The organism is Nocardiopsis sp. L17-MgMaSL7, from assembly GCF_003182025.1.
GTDB lineage: Bacteria > Actinomycetota > Actinomycetes > Streptosporangiales > Streptosporangiaceae > Nocardiopsis > Nocardiopsis prasina.
In genome coordinates, this window is sequence record NZ_QGTF01000004.1 from 69,250 (window position 1) to 85,320 (window position 16,071).

Below are 16,071 nucleotides of genomic sequence, written 5' to 3' on the forward strand. Positions count from 1 at the left end.
AGCGCGAACGACCGACCCCCACTCCCGAAGGCCTCGCAGATGACGGAAACCCACGACGACACCCCCACCTCCCGGCCCACCGGCCGCTGGGAGACCGTCCAACCCTGGCTCACCCTCGCCTGCCGGGTCGGACTCGCCGCCGTCCTCATCACCGCGGCCGTCACCAAGTTCCCGCCCGCCCTCTCCGTGCAGGCGGTCGAGGCCTACGACCTCTTCCCCACCGAGATCGCCCAGTTCATCGGCCACGTCCTCCCGCTGTTCGAGCTCGCCCTCGCCCTGCTCCTCCTCGTGGGCCTGGCCACCCGCCAGGTCGGCGCCGTCGGCGCCCTGCTGATGATCGTCTTCATCGCGGGAATTCTCTCCGCCATGGCCCGGGGCCTCAACATCGACTGCGGCTGCTTCGGCGGCGGCGGCCAGGTCGACCCCGGCGAGACCACCTACGGGCTCTCCATCGCACGGGACATCGCCTTCGCGGCCATGGGCGCCTTCATCGCGCTCTGGCCCCGATCCCCCTTCGCCCTCGACCGCGCCCTCGGGCTCTTCCGCTAGTCCCGGAACACGGTGCCCCGGCACCACCGACGCGACGGTCGACCACCTCCAGAAAGCCAGAAACAGAGGAACACCATGGGGAGTGAAGCGCGCAAGCGCTCCCGCGAGAAGCTCAGGGAACAGCGGGAGAAGGAGAAGCGGGCCGCCAAACGCAACCGGACCCTCATCGTCGTCGGCGCCGCCGCGGCCGTGGTCCTGCTCGTCGTCGGGATCGGCTACGCCGTCCTCACCTCCGACAACAGCGACGGCTACGAGGGCCCGCTGGCCGCCCAGACCCTCCAGGAGGACGGCAGCGTCGTCATGGCCGAGCCGGACGCCTCCGCCCCCGTCGTCGAGGTCTACGCCGACTACCAGTGCCCCGCCTGCCGCCAGTTCGAGCACTTCGGCGGTGACGTCCTCAAGGAGCAGGCCGCCGCGGGCACCGCCATCGTCCACTACCGGCCGATGAGCATCTTCGCCCAGCAGCCCGTCCCCATCAGCTCGAACTCACTGCGCGCCGGTGCCGCGGCCCGCGCCGCCGCGGACTACGGCGTCTTCGTCGAGTACAACGACACCCTCTTCGAGAACCAGCCCACCGAGGGCAAGGACGGCTTCACCGTCGACGAGCTCAAACAGTGGTTCCGCGACACCGAGCCCTCCGACGAGGACGCGCAGGCCTTCGACGACCGCGTCGACGGCGAGGCGGAGATCGTCAAGGAGTTCACCGAGGAGTACCTGCCCGCCCTCACCGCCGACGCCACCGAGCAGATCGGCGAGGAGAACATCGGAACCATGGTCCTGTCCGACCTCATCAGCTGGGGAGCCAGCAACGGACACGACCCCGCCTTCCTGGAGGGCACCTACACGGGCGAGATCATCGACGCCACAGGGAAGGCCTACACTCGCTACAGCGGAGCCAACGAGTTCCGCGCCACGCCTTCCGTCTACATCAACGGCGAGTTGCTCGACGGCAACACCGCCATGTCCGCCAGGGGCCTGTCCGACGCCATCGCAGAGGCGGGCGACGGCGAGGTCAACACCGAGCCGATGGACTCCGACGGCGGGGGTGACGCGGAGGAGAACCCCTGATCACCACCCCCGCACGCGGGGCGAACCCGAGAGCAGAGCAGTGACATTGTCGTCGACAGCTTCCGAGGGCGCGGCCGAGTTCGGCCGCGCCCTCGCGGCCATTCCCAGCCCCGAGATCAACTCGATCCCCATCGGGCCGTTCCAGATCCACTTCTACGCCCTGTGCATCCTCGCCGGGGTCATCGTCGCGGTCTACTGGAGCGAGCGCCGCTGGAAGGCGATGGGCGGCGAGCCCGGCACCATCATGGACATGGCCGTGTGGGCCGTGATCCTGGGGCTGATCGGCGGACGCCTCTACCACGTCATCAGTGACGCCCACCTGTACTTCGGGCCGGACCGCGAGGCCATCCGGGCCCTCTACGTGTGGGAGGGCGGACTGGGCATCTGGGGCGCCATCCCGCTGGGCGCCGTGGGTGTGTGGCTGGTCGCCCGCAAGCGCGGACTGTCCATGTCCAAGCTCTCCTTCGCGATCGCCCCCACCCTCCCGCTGGCCCAGGCCATCGGCCGCTGGGGCAACTACTTCAACCAGGAGCTCTTCGGGCGTCCCACCGACCTGCCCTGGGCGCTGGAGATCTACCCCACCCCCGAGGGCCACATGCGGGCGGGCATGGAGGTGGGAGTCACCACCTATCACCCGACCTTCCTCTACGAGTCCCTGTGGTGCCTGGTCCTGGCGGTCCTGCTGGCCTACCTCGGCCGCCGCTTCGAGGGCTCCCTCCAGGGCGGACGCCTCTTCGCCGTCTACGTCATGGGCTACTGCGTCGGCCGCTTCTGGATCGAGTACCTGCGCGTCGACCCCGCCAACGACTTCTTCGGCATGCGCCTGAACAACTGGACCTCCATCGCGGTCCTGCTCGGCGCCCTGGCCTACTTCGTCTGGGCCGGCCGCCGCCTCGACTCCTTCTCCACCGCCGTCGTCCCCCACGGACAGGACGCCGGGACCCAGGTGTTCGGAGACACATCCGCCGGCGAGAAGGCCGACGAAGGCACCGTCTACAGTGCCGTCGACGGCGACGACTCGGTGTTCGACCAGGCCACGAGCGGTTCCGAGGGAGCCGGGACGGAATACCACCCGAGCCCTGAGCGATCTAGTAGCGAGGGCTCGGCGGAGGACGGCGCCGACGGCGCGGAAGGCAACTCCGGGTCGAAGCCCGAGTAGAGCGGGACATTCCGAAAACCGGCGCACCGGCCCGTGGCCGTGCGCGCCGTACGACGAAGCCCGCAACAGTCGAGCAGACCACGGGTTGACGATTGAGAAAGACCGTGAGCAGAGCCGAGTCCGGTCACGGACGCAGACGTCGGCGCGGCGGATCGCGCCGCGCCGACAGCGCCCGCACCGAAGAGCACGTCGAGGAACACGGCCCCGAGGACGGGTACGAGGAGCAGTACGACCCGGAGGAGGACTTCTCCGCGGAGTACGGCCACACCCAGGCCCGCCCGGACGCCGAGTACGACGACTACGACGACCCCGAGGACGGTTACGAGGACGAGGAGGACCCGGAACACGGGGCCACTCGTGCCGAGGGCCGCAAGGGCCGACGCAAGGACAAGAAGGGCGTGGGACTCGTCTCCGCCTTCTCCGCGTCCGCGATCAAGAAGGTGTCGGTCCTGGGCGACCGGCCCAACCAGATCGTCTACACCCTTGCCGAACAGAGCAAGCGCAAGCGCGGCACCGCCGTGCTCGGAGTGCTCCTGGGCGCCTTCAGTATCGCCCTGGTCGCCCTCCTGGGACTGCTGACCTACCAGCTCGTCACCGGGACCGGCGGCAACACCGACCGGGGTGAGGAGAGCATTGTCGCGCCGCCGGAGGGGCACAGCACCATCACTCCGGAGCTGTACCTGTCCGAGCCCGACCGGCCCGAGGTGTTCGGTTCCATCGAGAACCGTCCCGACGACGTCGAGCCCATGACCGACGAGTCCGTCTTCGGGCCCGTCGAGGAACTCGACATGGCCGGGATGAAGCTGGAGCTCCAGGAGTCCGAGGTCACCGACTCCTGCACCTCACTGGTGTGGGGCGAACAGCTCGGCCAGAGCCTCCTGGACGCCAACTGCCTCAACGCGGCCTCCGGTGTGTACACCGACTCCGACGACGACTACGTCGCCCAGGTGACCCTGTTCGACCTCTCCGACAGCGCGGGCGCCACCGAGGTGGCCGCCGCCATGGACCCGGGCAACGTGGAGACCGGGGCGGGCTTCCTGCTGTCCCGTGAACTCGACGGCGTCGAGGGACTCCAGGAGGGCTACAGCCAGGCCACCACCCAGGTCATGGGTCACTACCTGGCCGTGTACTGGGTCGCGCGCACCGACGGCTCCCTGCCGGGGGACGACTCCGGTCTGGCCACCGCGAGCGTGGTCTCGCAGAGCGCCTTCGGGTTCGTCTACGACGAGGTCGTCGCGCACAAGCCCGAGGAAGAGGAAGAGGGAGAGTAGGAGCGGGTCTGTCCGGCCCTGTCGGGCGCCCCGATAGGATCTCGGACAGATCGATCCGCCCGCAGGGGTGTGTTCCAGGGATTTCTGGGAACACGGCCCCGGGGCCGACACCAGGCGGGAGGCGTCCCCCCGCCGTTCCCGAGCGCAACCGGGCCGGTCACCTCACGTGACCGGCCCGCATCCACGGAAAGGTCCTTTGGGTGTCCCCTTCTGAACCGTCGACGCCTGGCAGGCCGGGCCGCCGGAGGAAAAACAGCGAGCCAGCCGAACCCACCGCCCAGGAGGACCAGAACCGGTCCGAGAACCGCGAGGGCGGGCGCCGCAAGGGCGGCGGCCGACGCAAGAAGGAGCCCCGCCGCCTCCGCGGGATGCTGACCCTCCTGGTCGGCGCGCTCGTCGTCGCTCTCATCGCCCTGGGCACGGTGCTGTTCTTCCAGTTCTCCGGAGACGACGGCGGGGAACAGGTCGCCCAGGAGACCCGGCCCGCCCTGTACAAGGTCCAGGACTCCCAGGACAGCAACATGAACTCGGTGCTGGCCTCCCGGGAGCAGGACACCCGGCCGCTCAACGAGGGCGAGCTCTTCGAGCGCCACAACTCCGAGATCTCCGGGCAGAGCCTGGGCTTCACCCTGCGCGACTCGGACCTGACCGAGGACTGCTCCGCGGCGGTCTGGGGCGAGCAGGTGGAGCGGGCCCTGGCCGACGCCGACTGCACGCAGGCGGGCCGCGCCACCTACCTGTCCGAGGACGACGTCTTCGGTGTGGTCGCGGTGTTCAACCTCGCGGACATCGAGGGCAGCCGCGCCGTGGCCGAGGCCATGGAACTGCCCGAGACCGAGGAGGGTGAGGAGCCGGCCGACCCGGGTTTCGTGCTCTCCCCCTCCGGTGAGGACCCCCTGAACCGTCTCGGCACCGGCTACAGCGCGGCGGACGCCATCATCACCGGCCACTACCTGGTCGTGGTGTGGGTCCAGCCCACCGACTCCGAGTCGGTCGACGAGCGGGTCAGCCTGGTCACACCGCTGGTGACCCTGGCCAACTTCCGCAACCCCTTCTTCCGCAGGATCGGTGAGCTCGGCGGTGACGCGCCCGCCGGTGCCGAGGAGGGCACCGGCACGGAGGAGGTGCCCGGTGCGGGCGACGGTACCGGGGAGGGCGTCGGCCAGGAAACGGTCGAGGACCCGCCCCCGGCGGACGGCACCGTGGAGGCGCCGGGGGTACCCGGCGAGTAGCGGCGCCACCCCTCGAACACGCGGGCGGGGCCCTGTGGGAACCACTTCCCTCCGGGCCCCGCCCCTGTTCGTGGACCCGGACCGATCCGGGTCAGTCCTCGCCGTCGGCCCGCGACTCCGTCGCGGCGGACTCCTCGACCCGGGCCAGGAGTTCCGAGGCCACCCCCGGCAGCTCCGCGAACCTGTGCTCGGGCAGGTCCAGCAGGCCGTGCCCCGCCACCCACTCGGGGGCCGAGGCCACCGCGTGCCGGGCCGTGCGCTTGTTGATCGGCCGCCCCGACCTGGCCGCCGCCTCCACGAGTCCCGTTCGCAGGGTCGCCGTCAGCGTCCCGTGCGCCCGCCCCCGCACGTGCGCCAGCACGTGGTCGGCGCCCTCGCCCGGCTCCGGGTCCCGGGTGCACCGGATCGCGGTGAGGTCGGCGGCACCCACTCCCCGCAGGAAGCGGACCCGGCACCCGGGCTCCACCAGGGCACGGAATCCCTTCTGGCCCGCCTCGTCACGTACCCAGCGCGAGGACGAGGGCACCAGGACGAAGGTGTCGTCGGTGGTGGACGCCAGCGCGACGCGAGGCGCCAACCGCTCCCACCCGCCCGTGAGGTTGACCACGGCGCGCGCCCCCACGGCGGTGGGGGAGTCCATCCACGTGGACAGACGCACCCGGGCCTCTCCGGACACCTCCCGGGGCCAGTCACCGACGAGGGCGGGCGCGGTGTCGTCGGTACCCGATCGGCTCAGCTCGGCGATCCGCTCCAACGCCGCCGTGGCCCGCTCCGCGTCGAGCCCCCCGCGCGCCTCCTTGGCGTTGATCCCCTGGCTGTACACCCGCGAGGCGTCACCGCCGGGGGAGGGCAGGGTGCGCGCGAGGGGACGCAGCACGTACAGGTCGCTGGCGGCGCCGATCGACTCCGCCCCCAGGTAGCGGTTGAAGTCCGGCCACACCGCCTCCAGGAGGAGACCCGAGCGCACCATCCGCGCCTGCGTGGCGGCCGCGAGCTTCGGGGTGGTCTCGCTGGCACCGTAGGCCACCAGCACCCGGCCGCGCCTGGGATCGGCCAGACCCTCCACACCGCGCCGTACGAACAGGTCCACCCCCTCGGGGGTGTAGGGCGGATCGGTGAAGACCACGTCGGCGCCCTCGCGCAGCGACGCGGGCAACCCCAGGCGCAGGTCGGCGGTGTGGGTGCGCACCGGCAGTCCCAGCCGCTCGGCCACCGCGTCGATGTGGGCCAGCACCCGCTCGTCCAGGTCCACCACCCGCACCCGGGCCTCCGGCTGCACCAGCGCCAGCGCCAGGGACGTGAGGTCGTGGTCGCCCACGCACAGCAGCGTGCGCTGGCGGAGGTCGAACCTCGTGGCCAGGAACAGGGCGCGGCGCAGCGCGGTCTCGGCGGTCGCGGACACGTGGTCCAGGTCCAGGTCGGAGGCGGGTCCCTCGGAGATCGCCCGCGCCAGCTCGGCGGTGGCCCCTGTGTGGGCGGGGAGCAGGTGGGCCACCGGGTCGGCCAGCGCCGGGGCGGGCGCACCGGTGTACGGGGCCGGCCGCGTCAGCCGGTGCCGGTCGCCCGAGGGCTCGCGCTCCAGCTCTCCAGCGGCCTCCAGAGCCCTGAACAGGGAGGCCACCACGGCGTGCGCGACCCCGCTGGCGCGGACGAGGTCGTTGGCGCTCCACCAACGGCCGTCGGAGAGCAGCGCCAGGACCGACCGGGGGCGCGGGGCGTCGGGACCGTACTCGCGCAGGAAGTCCTCCACCGCCTCGGGGAGGGGCGGGCGGTCGGCGTGCCGAGGGGGCGTCTGAGTCTCCGGGGCGCCGGGTACGCGGGCGGCCTCGGGGGAGTCGGCTCCGGGATCGACCGGGCCGGGGGAAGTCGGGTGTCCTGCCATTCCGTGATCCTCCCACGTCGCGGACGCCCCGGAGGCGCCGCGGACGGGGCGGTTCCCACCGGATGAGGGGGATATCACTGCCCGGTGCGTTCCGTTCGCCCTTGGGAGTGGCGTCACCCCCGGGGTAACGTGGGAAGGCAGTGCTCAGCGCCTTCACGCGTCGGGAGAAGAACCGGACAACGATCGGTCTTTCATCCCCTTTGGGAGGTTTAGCGGGTTTCCCTCGTGGAAAAACCCGCAAGGCCAGCCCTCATCGGACCCCGGTCCGAGAGGGACCCACGCCACTCCCCAGGGAGCGGGCACACCACGGGCCACGGCGCACCGCGGCGCCATCTGGTCTAGACCTCCGATTCGCATCGGGGCCGGACCAGCCTGTATAAGAGAACCTGCCCGACACGGGCCGCCCACCGCCACCGGCGACACGAGGACGTGTACGCGACACGGTGCCACGGAACGGGCAACCCACACAGTCGGGAACCGCCCCCGGGCGGAACAACAGAATCACGCACGCAGCAGGGCCAACGTCGTCCCGGATGCGCTTTTCACGAAGCCGACGAGAGACGACTGGAGGGCAGATGCCCGCTGGAAACGTGCGGCGTTCGTCCGTCCGAACGAACGCAGACGCCACCCCCCAGGGCCTGTACGACCCCGCCTTCGAGCACGACGCCTGCGGAGTGGGCTTCGTGGCCGACCTCACCGGTCGTCAGAGCCACGACATCGTCAGCAAGGCGCTCACCGTCCTGCGCAACCTCGACCACCGGGGCGCCTCCGGAGCCGACCCCGACGACGGCGACGGCGCGGGCATCCTCACGCAGATCCCGCACGAGCTCTACACCGAGGTATGCGACTTCCCGCTCCCCGCCGCGGGCGCCTACGCCACCGGCATCGGCTTCCTGCCCTCCGACGCCGCCGAGCGCGCCGCCGCCGTGCGGACCATCAACACCATCGTCGCCGACGAGGGCCTCACCCTCCTGGGCTGGCGCGAGGTCCCCTTCGAGCCCCAGTACAGCGGCCCCGCCGCCCGCGAGGCCATGCCCTACTTCGGGCAGCTCTTCATCACCGGCACCCCCGGCACCGCCACCGAGGGCCTCACCGGGATCGACCTCGAACGCCACGCCTACTGCGTGCGCAAGCGCGCCGAGCACGAGGCCGACGTCTACTTCCCGAGCCTGTCCCCGCGCACCATCGCCTACAAGGGCATGCTCACCACCCCGCAGCTGGAGCCGTTCTTCCCGGACCTGTCCGACCGCCGCTACGCCTCCGGCCTGGCCCTGGTCCACTCCCGGTTCTCCACCAACACCTTCCCGTCCTGGCCGCTCGCCCACCCGTTCCGCTACGTGGCCCACAACGGTGAGATCAACACGGTCAAGGGCAACCGCAACATGATGCGGTCACGCGAGGCCAAGCTCGCCACCGAGCTCATCCCCGGCGACCTGTCCCGCGTGTTCCCGATCGTCGACCCCGACGACTCCGACACCGCGTCCTTCGACGACGCCCTCGAACTGCTCCACCTGGGCGGCCGCTCGCTGCCGCACGCGGTCCTCATGATGATCCCGGAGCCCTGGGAGAACCACACCGAGATGGACCCGGCCGTCCGGGCCTTCTACGAGTACCACTCCACCCTCATGGAGCCCTGGGACGGCCCCGCCTCGGTGTCCTTCACCGACGGCACCGTCGTCGGCTCCGTCCTGGACCGCAACGGACTGCGCCCCGGCCGCTACTGGGTGACCGACGACGGCCTCGTCGTCCTCGCGTCCGAGGCCGGCGTCCTCGACATCGACCCCGCCACGGTCGTGCGCAAGGGACGGCTCCAGCCCGGCCGCATCTTCGTCGTCGACACCGCCCAGGGGCGGATCATCGAGGACGAGGAGATCAAGGCCGAACTCGCCGCCGAACACCCCTACCAGGAGTGGATCGACTCCGGCGTCCTGCGCCTGGCCGACCTCCCCGCCGCCGAACCCGCCCCGGTCACCGAACTCAACCTCGCCCAGCAGGTGTTCGGCTACACCGAGGAGGAACTGCGGATCATCCTCACACCGATGGCCCGCACCGGCGCCGAACCCATCGGCTCCATGGGCACCGACACCCCGGTGGCCGCCCTGTCCGCGCGCTCGCGCCAGCTCTTCGACTACTTCTCGCAGAACTTCGCGCAGGTCACGAACCCGCCGCTGGACGCCATCCGTGAGGAGATGGTCACCAGCCTGTCCACCCTCCTCGGAGCCGAGGGCAACCTCCTCCAGGCCTCCCCGGGCGACACCCAGCGCCTCGTCCTGCCCACCCCGGTCGTCGACCAGGCCCAGCTCGCCGCCATCGTCGCCGCCGGGCGGGACAACCCCGCGCTGCGCACCTTCACCGTCGACGGCACCTACCCCGTCGACGGCGGCGGCGAGGCCCTCTCCGCCCGCCTCGACGAGATCAACACCGAGGTCTCCCAGGCCATCGCCGACGGCGCCCACATCCTCGTGCTCAGCGACCGCCGCGCCGACGCCGAACGCGCCCCCGTACCGTCGCTGCTGCTCACCGGCTCGGTCCACCACCACCTGGTCCGCGAGAAGTCCCGCACCGAGGTCGGCCTCCTCGTCGAGGCCGCCGACGTCCGCGAGTGCCACCACGTGGCCCTCCTCGTCGGCTACGGAGCCTCGGCGGTCAACCCGTACCTGGCCCTGGAGACCGTCCGCGACCTGGTCGAGCGCGGCACCCTCGGCGGTGTGGAGGCCGACACGGCCGTCCGCAACACCGTCAAGGCGTTCGGCAAGGGCGTTCTGAAGGTCATGTCCAAGATCGGCGTGTCCACGGTCAGCTCCTACACCGGCGCCCAGATCTTCGAGGCCCTCGGCCTGGGCCAGGAGGTCATCGACCGCTGCTTCACGGGCACCACCTCCCGCCTGGGCGGCGTCGGCTTCGACATCCTCGCCGAGGAGGTCGCGCTCCGCCACCGCCGCGCCCACGCCGCCAACCCCAACGCCCACCGGCGCCTGGAGGTCGGCGGCGAGTACCAGTGGCGCCGCGAGGGCGAGCCCCACCTGTTCGACCCCGAGACCGTCTTCCGGCTCCAGCACTCCACCCGCGACCGCAAGTACGACATCTTCAAGGAGTACACGAACAGGGTCGACGACCAGTCCGCCCGGCTCATGACGCTCCGGGGACTGTTCCGCCTCAAGGAGGGCGTGCGCGAACCCGTCTCCATCGACGAGGTCGAGCCCGTCTCGGAGATCGTCAGGCGCTTCTCCACCGGCGCCATGTCCTACGGCTCCATCTCCGCCGAGGCCCACGAGACCCTCGCCATCGCGATGAACCGCCTCGGCGGCAAGTCCAACACCGGCGAGGGCGGCGAGGACCCGGCCCGCTTCACCCCGGACGCCAACGGTGACCTGCGCCGCAGCGCCATCAAGCAGGTCGCCTCCGGCCGCTTCGGCGTCACCTCGCACTACCTCAGCAACGCCGACGACATCCAGATCAAGATGGCCCAGGGCGCCAAGCCCGGCGAAGGCGGCCAGCTGCCCGGCCACAAGGTCTACCCGTGGGTGGCCAACACCCGCCACTCCACCCCCGGCGTCGGCCTCATCTCGCCGCCGCCCCACCACGACATCTACTCCATCGAGGACCTCGCCCAGCTCATCCACGACCTCAAGAACGCGAACCCGTCCGCGCGGGTCCACGTCAAGCTGGTCTCCGAAGCCGGTGTGGGCACCGTCGCCACCGGCGTGTCCAAGGCGCACGCCGACGTCGTCCTCATCTCCGGTCACGACGGAGGCACCGGCGCCTCGCCGCTGACCTCCCTCAAGCACGCGGGCACCCCCTGGGAGCTCGGCCTCGCCGAGACCCAGCAGACCCTGCTGCTCAACGGCCTGCGCGACCGCATCGTCGTCCAGGCCGACGGCCAGATGAAGACCGGCCGCGACGTCGTCGTCGCCGCCCTGCTGGGCGCCGAGGAGTACGGTTTCGCCACCGCGCCCCTCGTCGTCTCGGGCTGCGTCATGATGCGCGTCTGCCACCTCGACACCTGCCCCGTGGGCGTGGCCACCCAGAACCCCGCCCTGCGCGAGCGGTTCTCCGGCAAGGCCGAGTACGTCGTGAACTTCTTCGAGTTCATCGCCCAGGAGGTCCGCGAGTACCTGGCCCAGCTCGGCTTCCGCAGCCTCGACGAGGCCATCGGCTCCGTCGACCTGCTCGACACCGCCGAGGCCGTCGACCACTGGAAGGCCCAGGGCCTGGACCTGTCGCCGATCCTGCACGAGGTCGAGCCCATCGCCGGGGACCACCGCGCCCACCGGCGCATCCAGGACCACGGTCTGGAGAAGGCGCTGGACAACACCCTCATCCAGCTCAGCGAGGGAGCTCTCGACTTCGGCCAGCCGGTCCGCCTCGAGCTGCCCGTGCGCAACGTCAACCGGACCGTGGGCACCATGCTCGGGCACGAGGTCACCAAGCGCTACGGTGCCGACGGCCTGCCCGCCGACACCATCGACGTGTCCTTCACCGGCTCCGCCGGGCAGTCCTTCGGCGCCTTCGTGCCCCAGGGCATCACCCTGCGGCTGTCCGGCGACGCCAACGACTACGTCGGCAAGGGCCTGTCCGGTGGCCGCGTCATCGTCCGCCCCGCACCGGCCTCCACCCTCGCCGCCGAGGAACACATCATCGCCGGAAACGTCATCGGCTACGGCGCCACCTCCGGGGAGATCCTCCTCCGGGGCGTCGTCGGCGAACGCTTCTGCGTCCGCAACTCCGGCGCCACCGCGGTCGTCGAGGGCATCGGCGACCACGGCTGCGAGTACATGACCGGCGGGCGCGCCGTCATCCTCGGCCGTACCGGGCGCAACTTCGCGGCGGGCATGTCCGGAGGCATCGCCTACGTCCTCGACCTGGACACCGAACGCGTCAACCCCGAGATGGTCGAGGTCGAGGCCCTCACCGACGAGGACCGCGAGTTCCTCACCGGCGTCCTCACCCGCCACCACGCGGAGACCGGCTCCACCGTCGCCGAACGCCTCCTGGCCGAGGGCAGCAAGGGGCTCGACCGCATCGCCAAGGTCATGCCGCGCGACTTCAAGCGCGTCCTGCTCGCCCAGGCCGAGGCCGAACGCGAGGGTCGCGACGTCAACGAGGCCGTCATGGCCTCCGCACAGTCCTGAAGTCAGCACACGAGAGGAGGAGGAACCATGGCTGACCCCAAGGGTTTCCTGAAGATCACCGAGCGCGAGCTCCCCAAGCACCGCCCCGTCGACGTCCGCATCCAGGACTGGCGCGAGGTCCACGAGGACTTCGACCGAGGAACCGTCACCAAGCAGGCCTCGCGCTGCATGGACTGCGGCATCCCCTTCTGCCACAACGGATGCCCCCTCGGGAACCTCATCCCCGAGTGGAACCACCTCGTGTACACGCACGACTGGGCCGAGGCGATCGAACGGCTGCACGCCACCAACAACTTCCCCGAGTTCACCGGGCGCCTCTGCCCGGCGCCCTGTGAGTCCGCCTGCGTGCTCGGCATCAACCAGCCCGCCGTGACCATCAAGAACGTCGAGGTCTCCATCATCGACCGCGCGTGGGAGGAGGGCTGGGTCAAGCCCCTGCCCCCCACCCACCGCACCGGCCGGACGGTCGCCGTCGTCGGCTCCGGCCCCGCCGGACTGGCCGCCGCGCAGCAGCTCACCCGCGCCGGACACGACGTGACGCTCTACGAGCGCGCCGACCGCGTCGGCGGCCTGCTCCGCTACGGCATCCCCGAGTTCAAGATGGAGAAGCGGCACATCGACCGCCGCCTCGCCCAGATGACCGCGGAGGGCACCACCTTCCGCACCGGCGTCAACGTCGGCGTGGACGTCACGGGCGACCAGCTCCGGGCCGACCACGACGCCGTCGTCCTCACCGGCGGCGCCACCAAGTGGCGCGACCTGCCCGCCACCGGCCGCGAACTCAACGGCATCCACCAGGCCATGGAGTACCTGCCCCTGGCCAACCGGGTGCAGGAGGGCGACCTCGACCGCGCGCCCATCCACGCCGAGGGCAAGCACGTCGTCGTCATCGGCGGCGGCGACACCGGCGCGGACTGCGTCGGCACCGCCCACCGGCAGGGGGCCGCCTCGGTCACCCAGCTGGAGATCATGCCCAAGCCCCCCACCACGCGCCCCGACCACCAGCCCTGGCCCACCATGCCGATGCTGTACAAGGTCACCAGCGCCCACGAGGAGGGCGGCAAGCGGATCTACTCCGTCAACACCCTGGAGTTCCTCGGGGACGAGGAGGGCAACGTCCGCGCCCTGAAGCTGGTCGAGGTCAAGCGCGGCCCCAACGGCTTCGAACCGGTCGAGGGCACCGAGCGCGAGATCCCCGCCGACCTCGTCACCCTCGCCATGGGCTTCGTCGGCCCCGAGAAGGAGGGCCTGCTCGACCAGCTCGGCGTCGAACTCGACGGCCGCGGCAACGTGGTCCGCGACGCCGACTACCGGACCACCGTCGACGGCGTCTTCTGCGCCGGGGACATGGGCCGGGGCCAGTCGCTCATCGTCTGGGCCATCGCCGAGGGCCGCTCGGCCGCCGCCGGGGTGGACCGCCACCTCACCCAGGACACCGTCCTGCCCGTGGCCATCCCGCCCACCGAGCGCCCGCTCGTGTAGGAGACCACCACCCGGGCGCGGGGGCCTGTCCCCGCGCCCGGCCCTCCCCCTACCATCGAGTCATGGTGTACCGCGTCATCGGTGAGGGGGCCATGGTCCTGCACCTGGTCTTCCTCGCCTACGTCGCGCTCGGCGGCTTCCCGGCCTGGCGCTGGCCCCGCCTGTTCTGGCCCCACCTGGCCATCGCCCTCTACGGCCTGGGCATCACCGTCATCGGCTGGCAGTGCCCCCTCACCCACGTGGAGGACTGGGGCCGCCGGAACGCCGGACAGGCCGGGCTCCCGCCCGAGGGGTTCATCGCGCACTACCTCACCGGCGTCATCTACCCCGCCGAGCACCTCCTCACAGCGCAGCTCCTGGTGGCCCTGAGCGTCGCCGTGTCCTGGGTCGGAGCGCTTTACCTGCACCGCCAACGCAAGCGCCCCGAGAACGCCGCGTAAAGATCGCGAATGGATCAGGGCCACACTGTTCTCCCTGCCCAGACCCCGCCGTACCGTCGAATCATGACCGTTGTGACCTGGGATTCGTACCGCGCAGCAGAACACTTCACCATGCGCAGCGCCCGGCTCGTCGACCGGCACCGCTTCGCCTACCTCTTCCAGAGCGGACCAGCCGAACCGGTCCGCGCCACACTCTCCGCCTACCGCAACCTCGACGGCGGCTACGGCAACGGACTCGACCCCGACCTGAGGGGCCACGCCAGCCAGCCCGTGGCCACCGAGATCGCCCTGCGCTACCTCGACGAACTCGGACCCGTCCCCGACCAGATCGGAGCCGGCGTCTGCCGGTACCTCGCCACCGTCAGCAACGACGACGGCGGGCTCCCGGCCTCGCTCCCCAGCGCCCGCTACACCGCGTCCGCGCCCTGGTACCGCCACAACCACGACTTCGGGAGCCGGCTCGACATCACCGCGATGATCACCGGGCTCCTCCACAAGAACAACATCACCCACCCCTGGCGCGACCACGCCACGGCCTTCTGCTGGAAGCACGTCGACTCGCTCAAGTGGACCAACCCGCACGAGGCCATCGGCATCTGCTGCTTCCTCCAGCACGTCCCGGACCGCCCCCGTGCCATCGTCGCGATGAACCACCTCTCCCACATGATCCGCGCCGTCATCGACGTCCACCCCCGGGCCACCGGGCACGTCCACACGCCGCTGGACCTGGCCTCACACCCGGGCCACATCGCCCGGCCGCTCTTCACCGACCAGGAGATCGAACGCAACCTCCAGGCCTTCGAGGACCAGCAGCGCCCCGACGGGGGCTGGGACGCGTGCTGGGACGACTGGGACACCGTCGCCACCCTCGAACGCGAGGGCATGCGCACCATCCAGCGGCTGCGCATCCTGCGGGCCTACGGGCACGTGCAGCCCGACCTGCCCCGCCCCCGCCGCGCCGGCTGAGGGACCCGCGCGGGGGAGCGGGCCGACAGGCGGGCGGCGATCAGCAGGAGCGGACCGCCGCCCACGGCACCGAGACCCGGCTCAGCCCAGAGCCAGCAGACGTACCCCGGCCGCAGCCAACGCCGCCCGGTCCACCTCGGAGTCCGACCGCCCCGTCACCGCGCGCACCGCCGCCAACGACGGGCCCCGGGGACCCACCCCCTCCGGCAGCACCCGCCGCAGCTCCTCCGGGTCCACCGACCCGAACAGCACCCCGCGGAGCACGTCCAACGCGGCCCCCGACGTCCACGGCTCACGGCCCAGTGCGTCCGCCAGGTCCAACCCGTGCAGCGCCAACTCCACCACCCGGGTCACCAGGTAGTCCGTCAACAGCATCGGGTCCCCGTGCCGCGTCACGATCCGCCGGTCCGCCGGCTCACCCGGAAGACGCCCCGCCAACGCGTCCCAGATCCCGCCCAGCACCCGGCCCGGCTCCGCCGCGTCCTCACGCCGCGCCGCCCGCTCCACCGCGCCCTCCACACGCGCCGCGTTCACCTCCGGCGAGAACCGCACCTCGGGCACGTAGTACCCCGCCGCCGAGACCAACCCCTCCGACACGCCCGGCCGACCCTGGTCCAGGGCCACCAGCACCTGGTTCAACGAACCCGCGGTGTGCACCGACAACGCCGCCACGTCCCACGGAACGCACCGTGTGGGCAACACCACCTCGGCCTCCGACAGGCCCAGCAGGACCCCCTCCAGCGCCATGACCTCCGCCACCAGAGCGGACTCCACCACAGAACGATCGAACACCGACAACCCCTCCGTCAGACACCGAACACGGCTCCACGGCCGCGCCCACATCCAACACCCCTTACGCAGGGTCACCACGTTCGCCCCAACTCCACCTC

Annotated in this window: 11 protein-coding genes; 9 read left to right on the top strand and 2 right to left on the bottom strand. The window is 71.3% G+C overall.

Annotation, left to right across the window (positions count from 1 at the left end; all coding sequences use genetic code 11):
* Positions 1–39: 39 nt before the first annotated feature.
* The 5 genes from BDW27_RS08105 to BDW27_RS08125 all read left to right on the top strand — a co-directional run bounded on the left by BDW27_RS08105 (position 40) and on the right by BDW27_RS08125 (position 5,279).
* Entirely contained in the window at positions 40–549 is a 510-nt protein-coding gene (locus BDW27_RS08105) for a MauE/DoxX family redox-associated membrane protein (protein WP_110049075.1), read from the top strand.
* A gap of 75 nt (positions 550–624) precedes the next feature.
* On the top strand, positions 625–1,617 hold the full coding sequence (locus tag BDW27_RS08110) for a thioredoxin domain-containing protein (protein WP_017544550.1): 993 nt from the start codon (positions 625–627) through the stop codon (positions 1,615–1,617).
* A 46-nt stretch (positions 1,618–1,663) separates the two neighbouring features.
* Positions 1,664–2,776, top strand: a complete 1,113-nt coding sequence (gene lgt, locus BDW27_RS08115; RefSeq protein WP_110048863.1) for a prolipoprotein diacylglyceryl transferase — start codon at positions 1,664–1,666, stop codon at positions 2,774–2,776.
* A 104-nt stretch (positions 2,777–2,880) separates the two neighbouring features.
* Entirely contained in the window at positions 2,881–4,047 is a 1,167-nt protein-coding gene (locus BDW27_RS08120; RefSeq protein ID WP_110048864.1) for a hypothetical protein, read from the top strand.
* 368 nt (positions 4,048–4,415) lie between these two features.
* Complete coding sequence (locus tag BDW27_RS08125; RefSeq protein ID WP_110048865.1) at positions 4,416–5,279, top strand: hypothetical protein; 864 nt, start codon at positions 4,416–4,418, stop codon at positions 5,277–5,279.
* Positions 5,280–5,370: 91 nt separating this feature from the next.
* On the opposite strand, the gene BDW27_RS08130 is transcribed toward BDW27_RS08125, so the two are convergent.
* Positions 5,371–7,161, bottom strand: coding sequence for a bis-aminopropyl spermidine synthase family protein (locus BDW27_RS08130; protein WP_110048866.1), 1,791 nt, complete (start codon positions 7,159–7,161; stop codon positions 5,371–5,373).
* Positions 7,162–7,736: 575 nt separating this feature from the next.
* On the opposite strand from BDW27_RS08130, the gene gltB reads away from it, so the two are divergent.
* From gltB to BDW27_RS08150, 4 genes are all read left to right on the top strand, one after another.
* The gene (gene gltB / locus BDW27_RS08135; protein WP_110048867.1) at positions 7,737–12,293 is read left to right on the top strand and encodes a glutamate synthase large subunit; all 4,557 of its coding nucleotides are present in this window, start codon (positions 7,737–7,739) and stop codon (positions 12,291–12,293) included.
* 27 nt (positions 12,294–12,320) lie between these two features.
* Complete coding sequence (locus tag BDW27_RS08140) at positions 12,321–13,775, top strand: glutamate synthase subunit beta (RefSeq protein ID WP_110048868.1); 1,455 nt, start codon at positions 12,321–12,323, stop codon at positions 13,773–13,775.
* 62 nt (positions 13,776–13,837) lie between these two features.
* Positions 13,838–14,215: a DUF2784 domain-containing protein gene (locus tag BDW27_RS08145; RefSeq protein WP_110048869.1), complete on the top strand. Its 378-nt coding sequence runs from the start codon at positions 13,838–13,840 to the stop codon at positions 14,213–14,215.
* A gap of 72 nt (positions 14,216–14,287) precedes the next feature.
* Positions 14,288–15,181, top strand: a complete 894-nt coding sequence (locus tag BDW27_RS08150; protein WP_110048870.1) for a prenyltransferase — start codon at positions 14,288–14,290, stop codon at positions 15,179–15,181.
* Positions 15,182–15,262: 81 nt separating this feature from the next.
* Here BDW27_RS08150 and BDW27_RS08155 read toward each other — a convergent pair whose 3' ends face one another.
* Positions 15,263–15,973 (bottom strand): maleylpyruvate isomerase N-terminal domain-containing protein, encoded by a 711-nt coding sequence (locus BDW27_RS08155; RefSeq protein WP_110048871.1) that lies wholly within the window; start codon positions 15,971–15,973, stop codon positions 15,263–15,265.
* Positions 15,974–16,071: the final 98 nt, after the last annotated feature.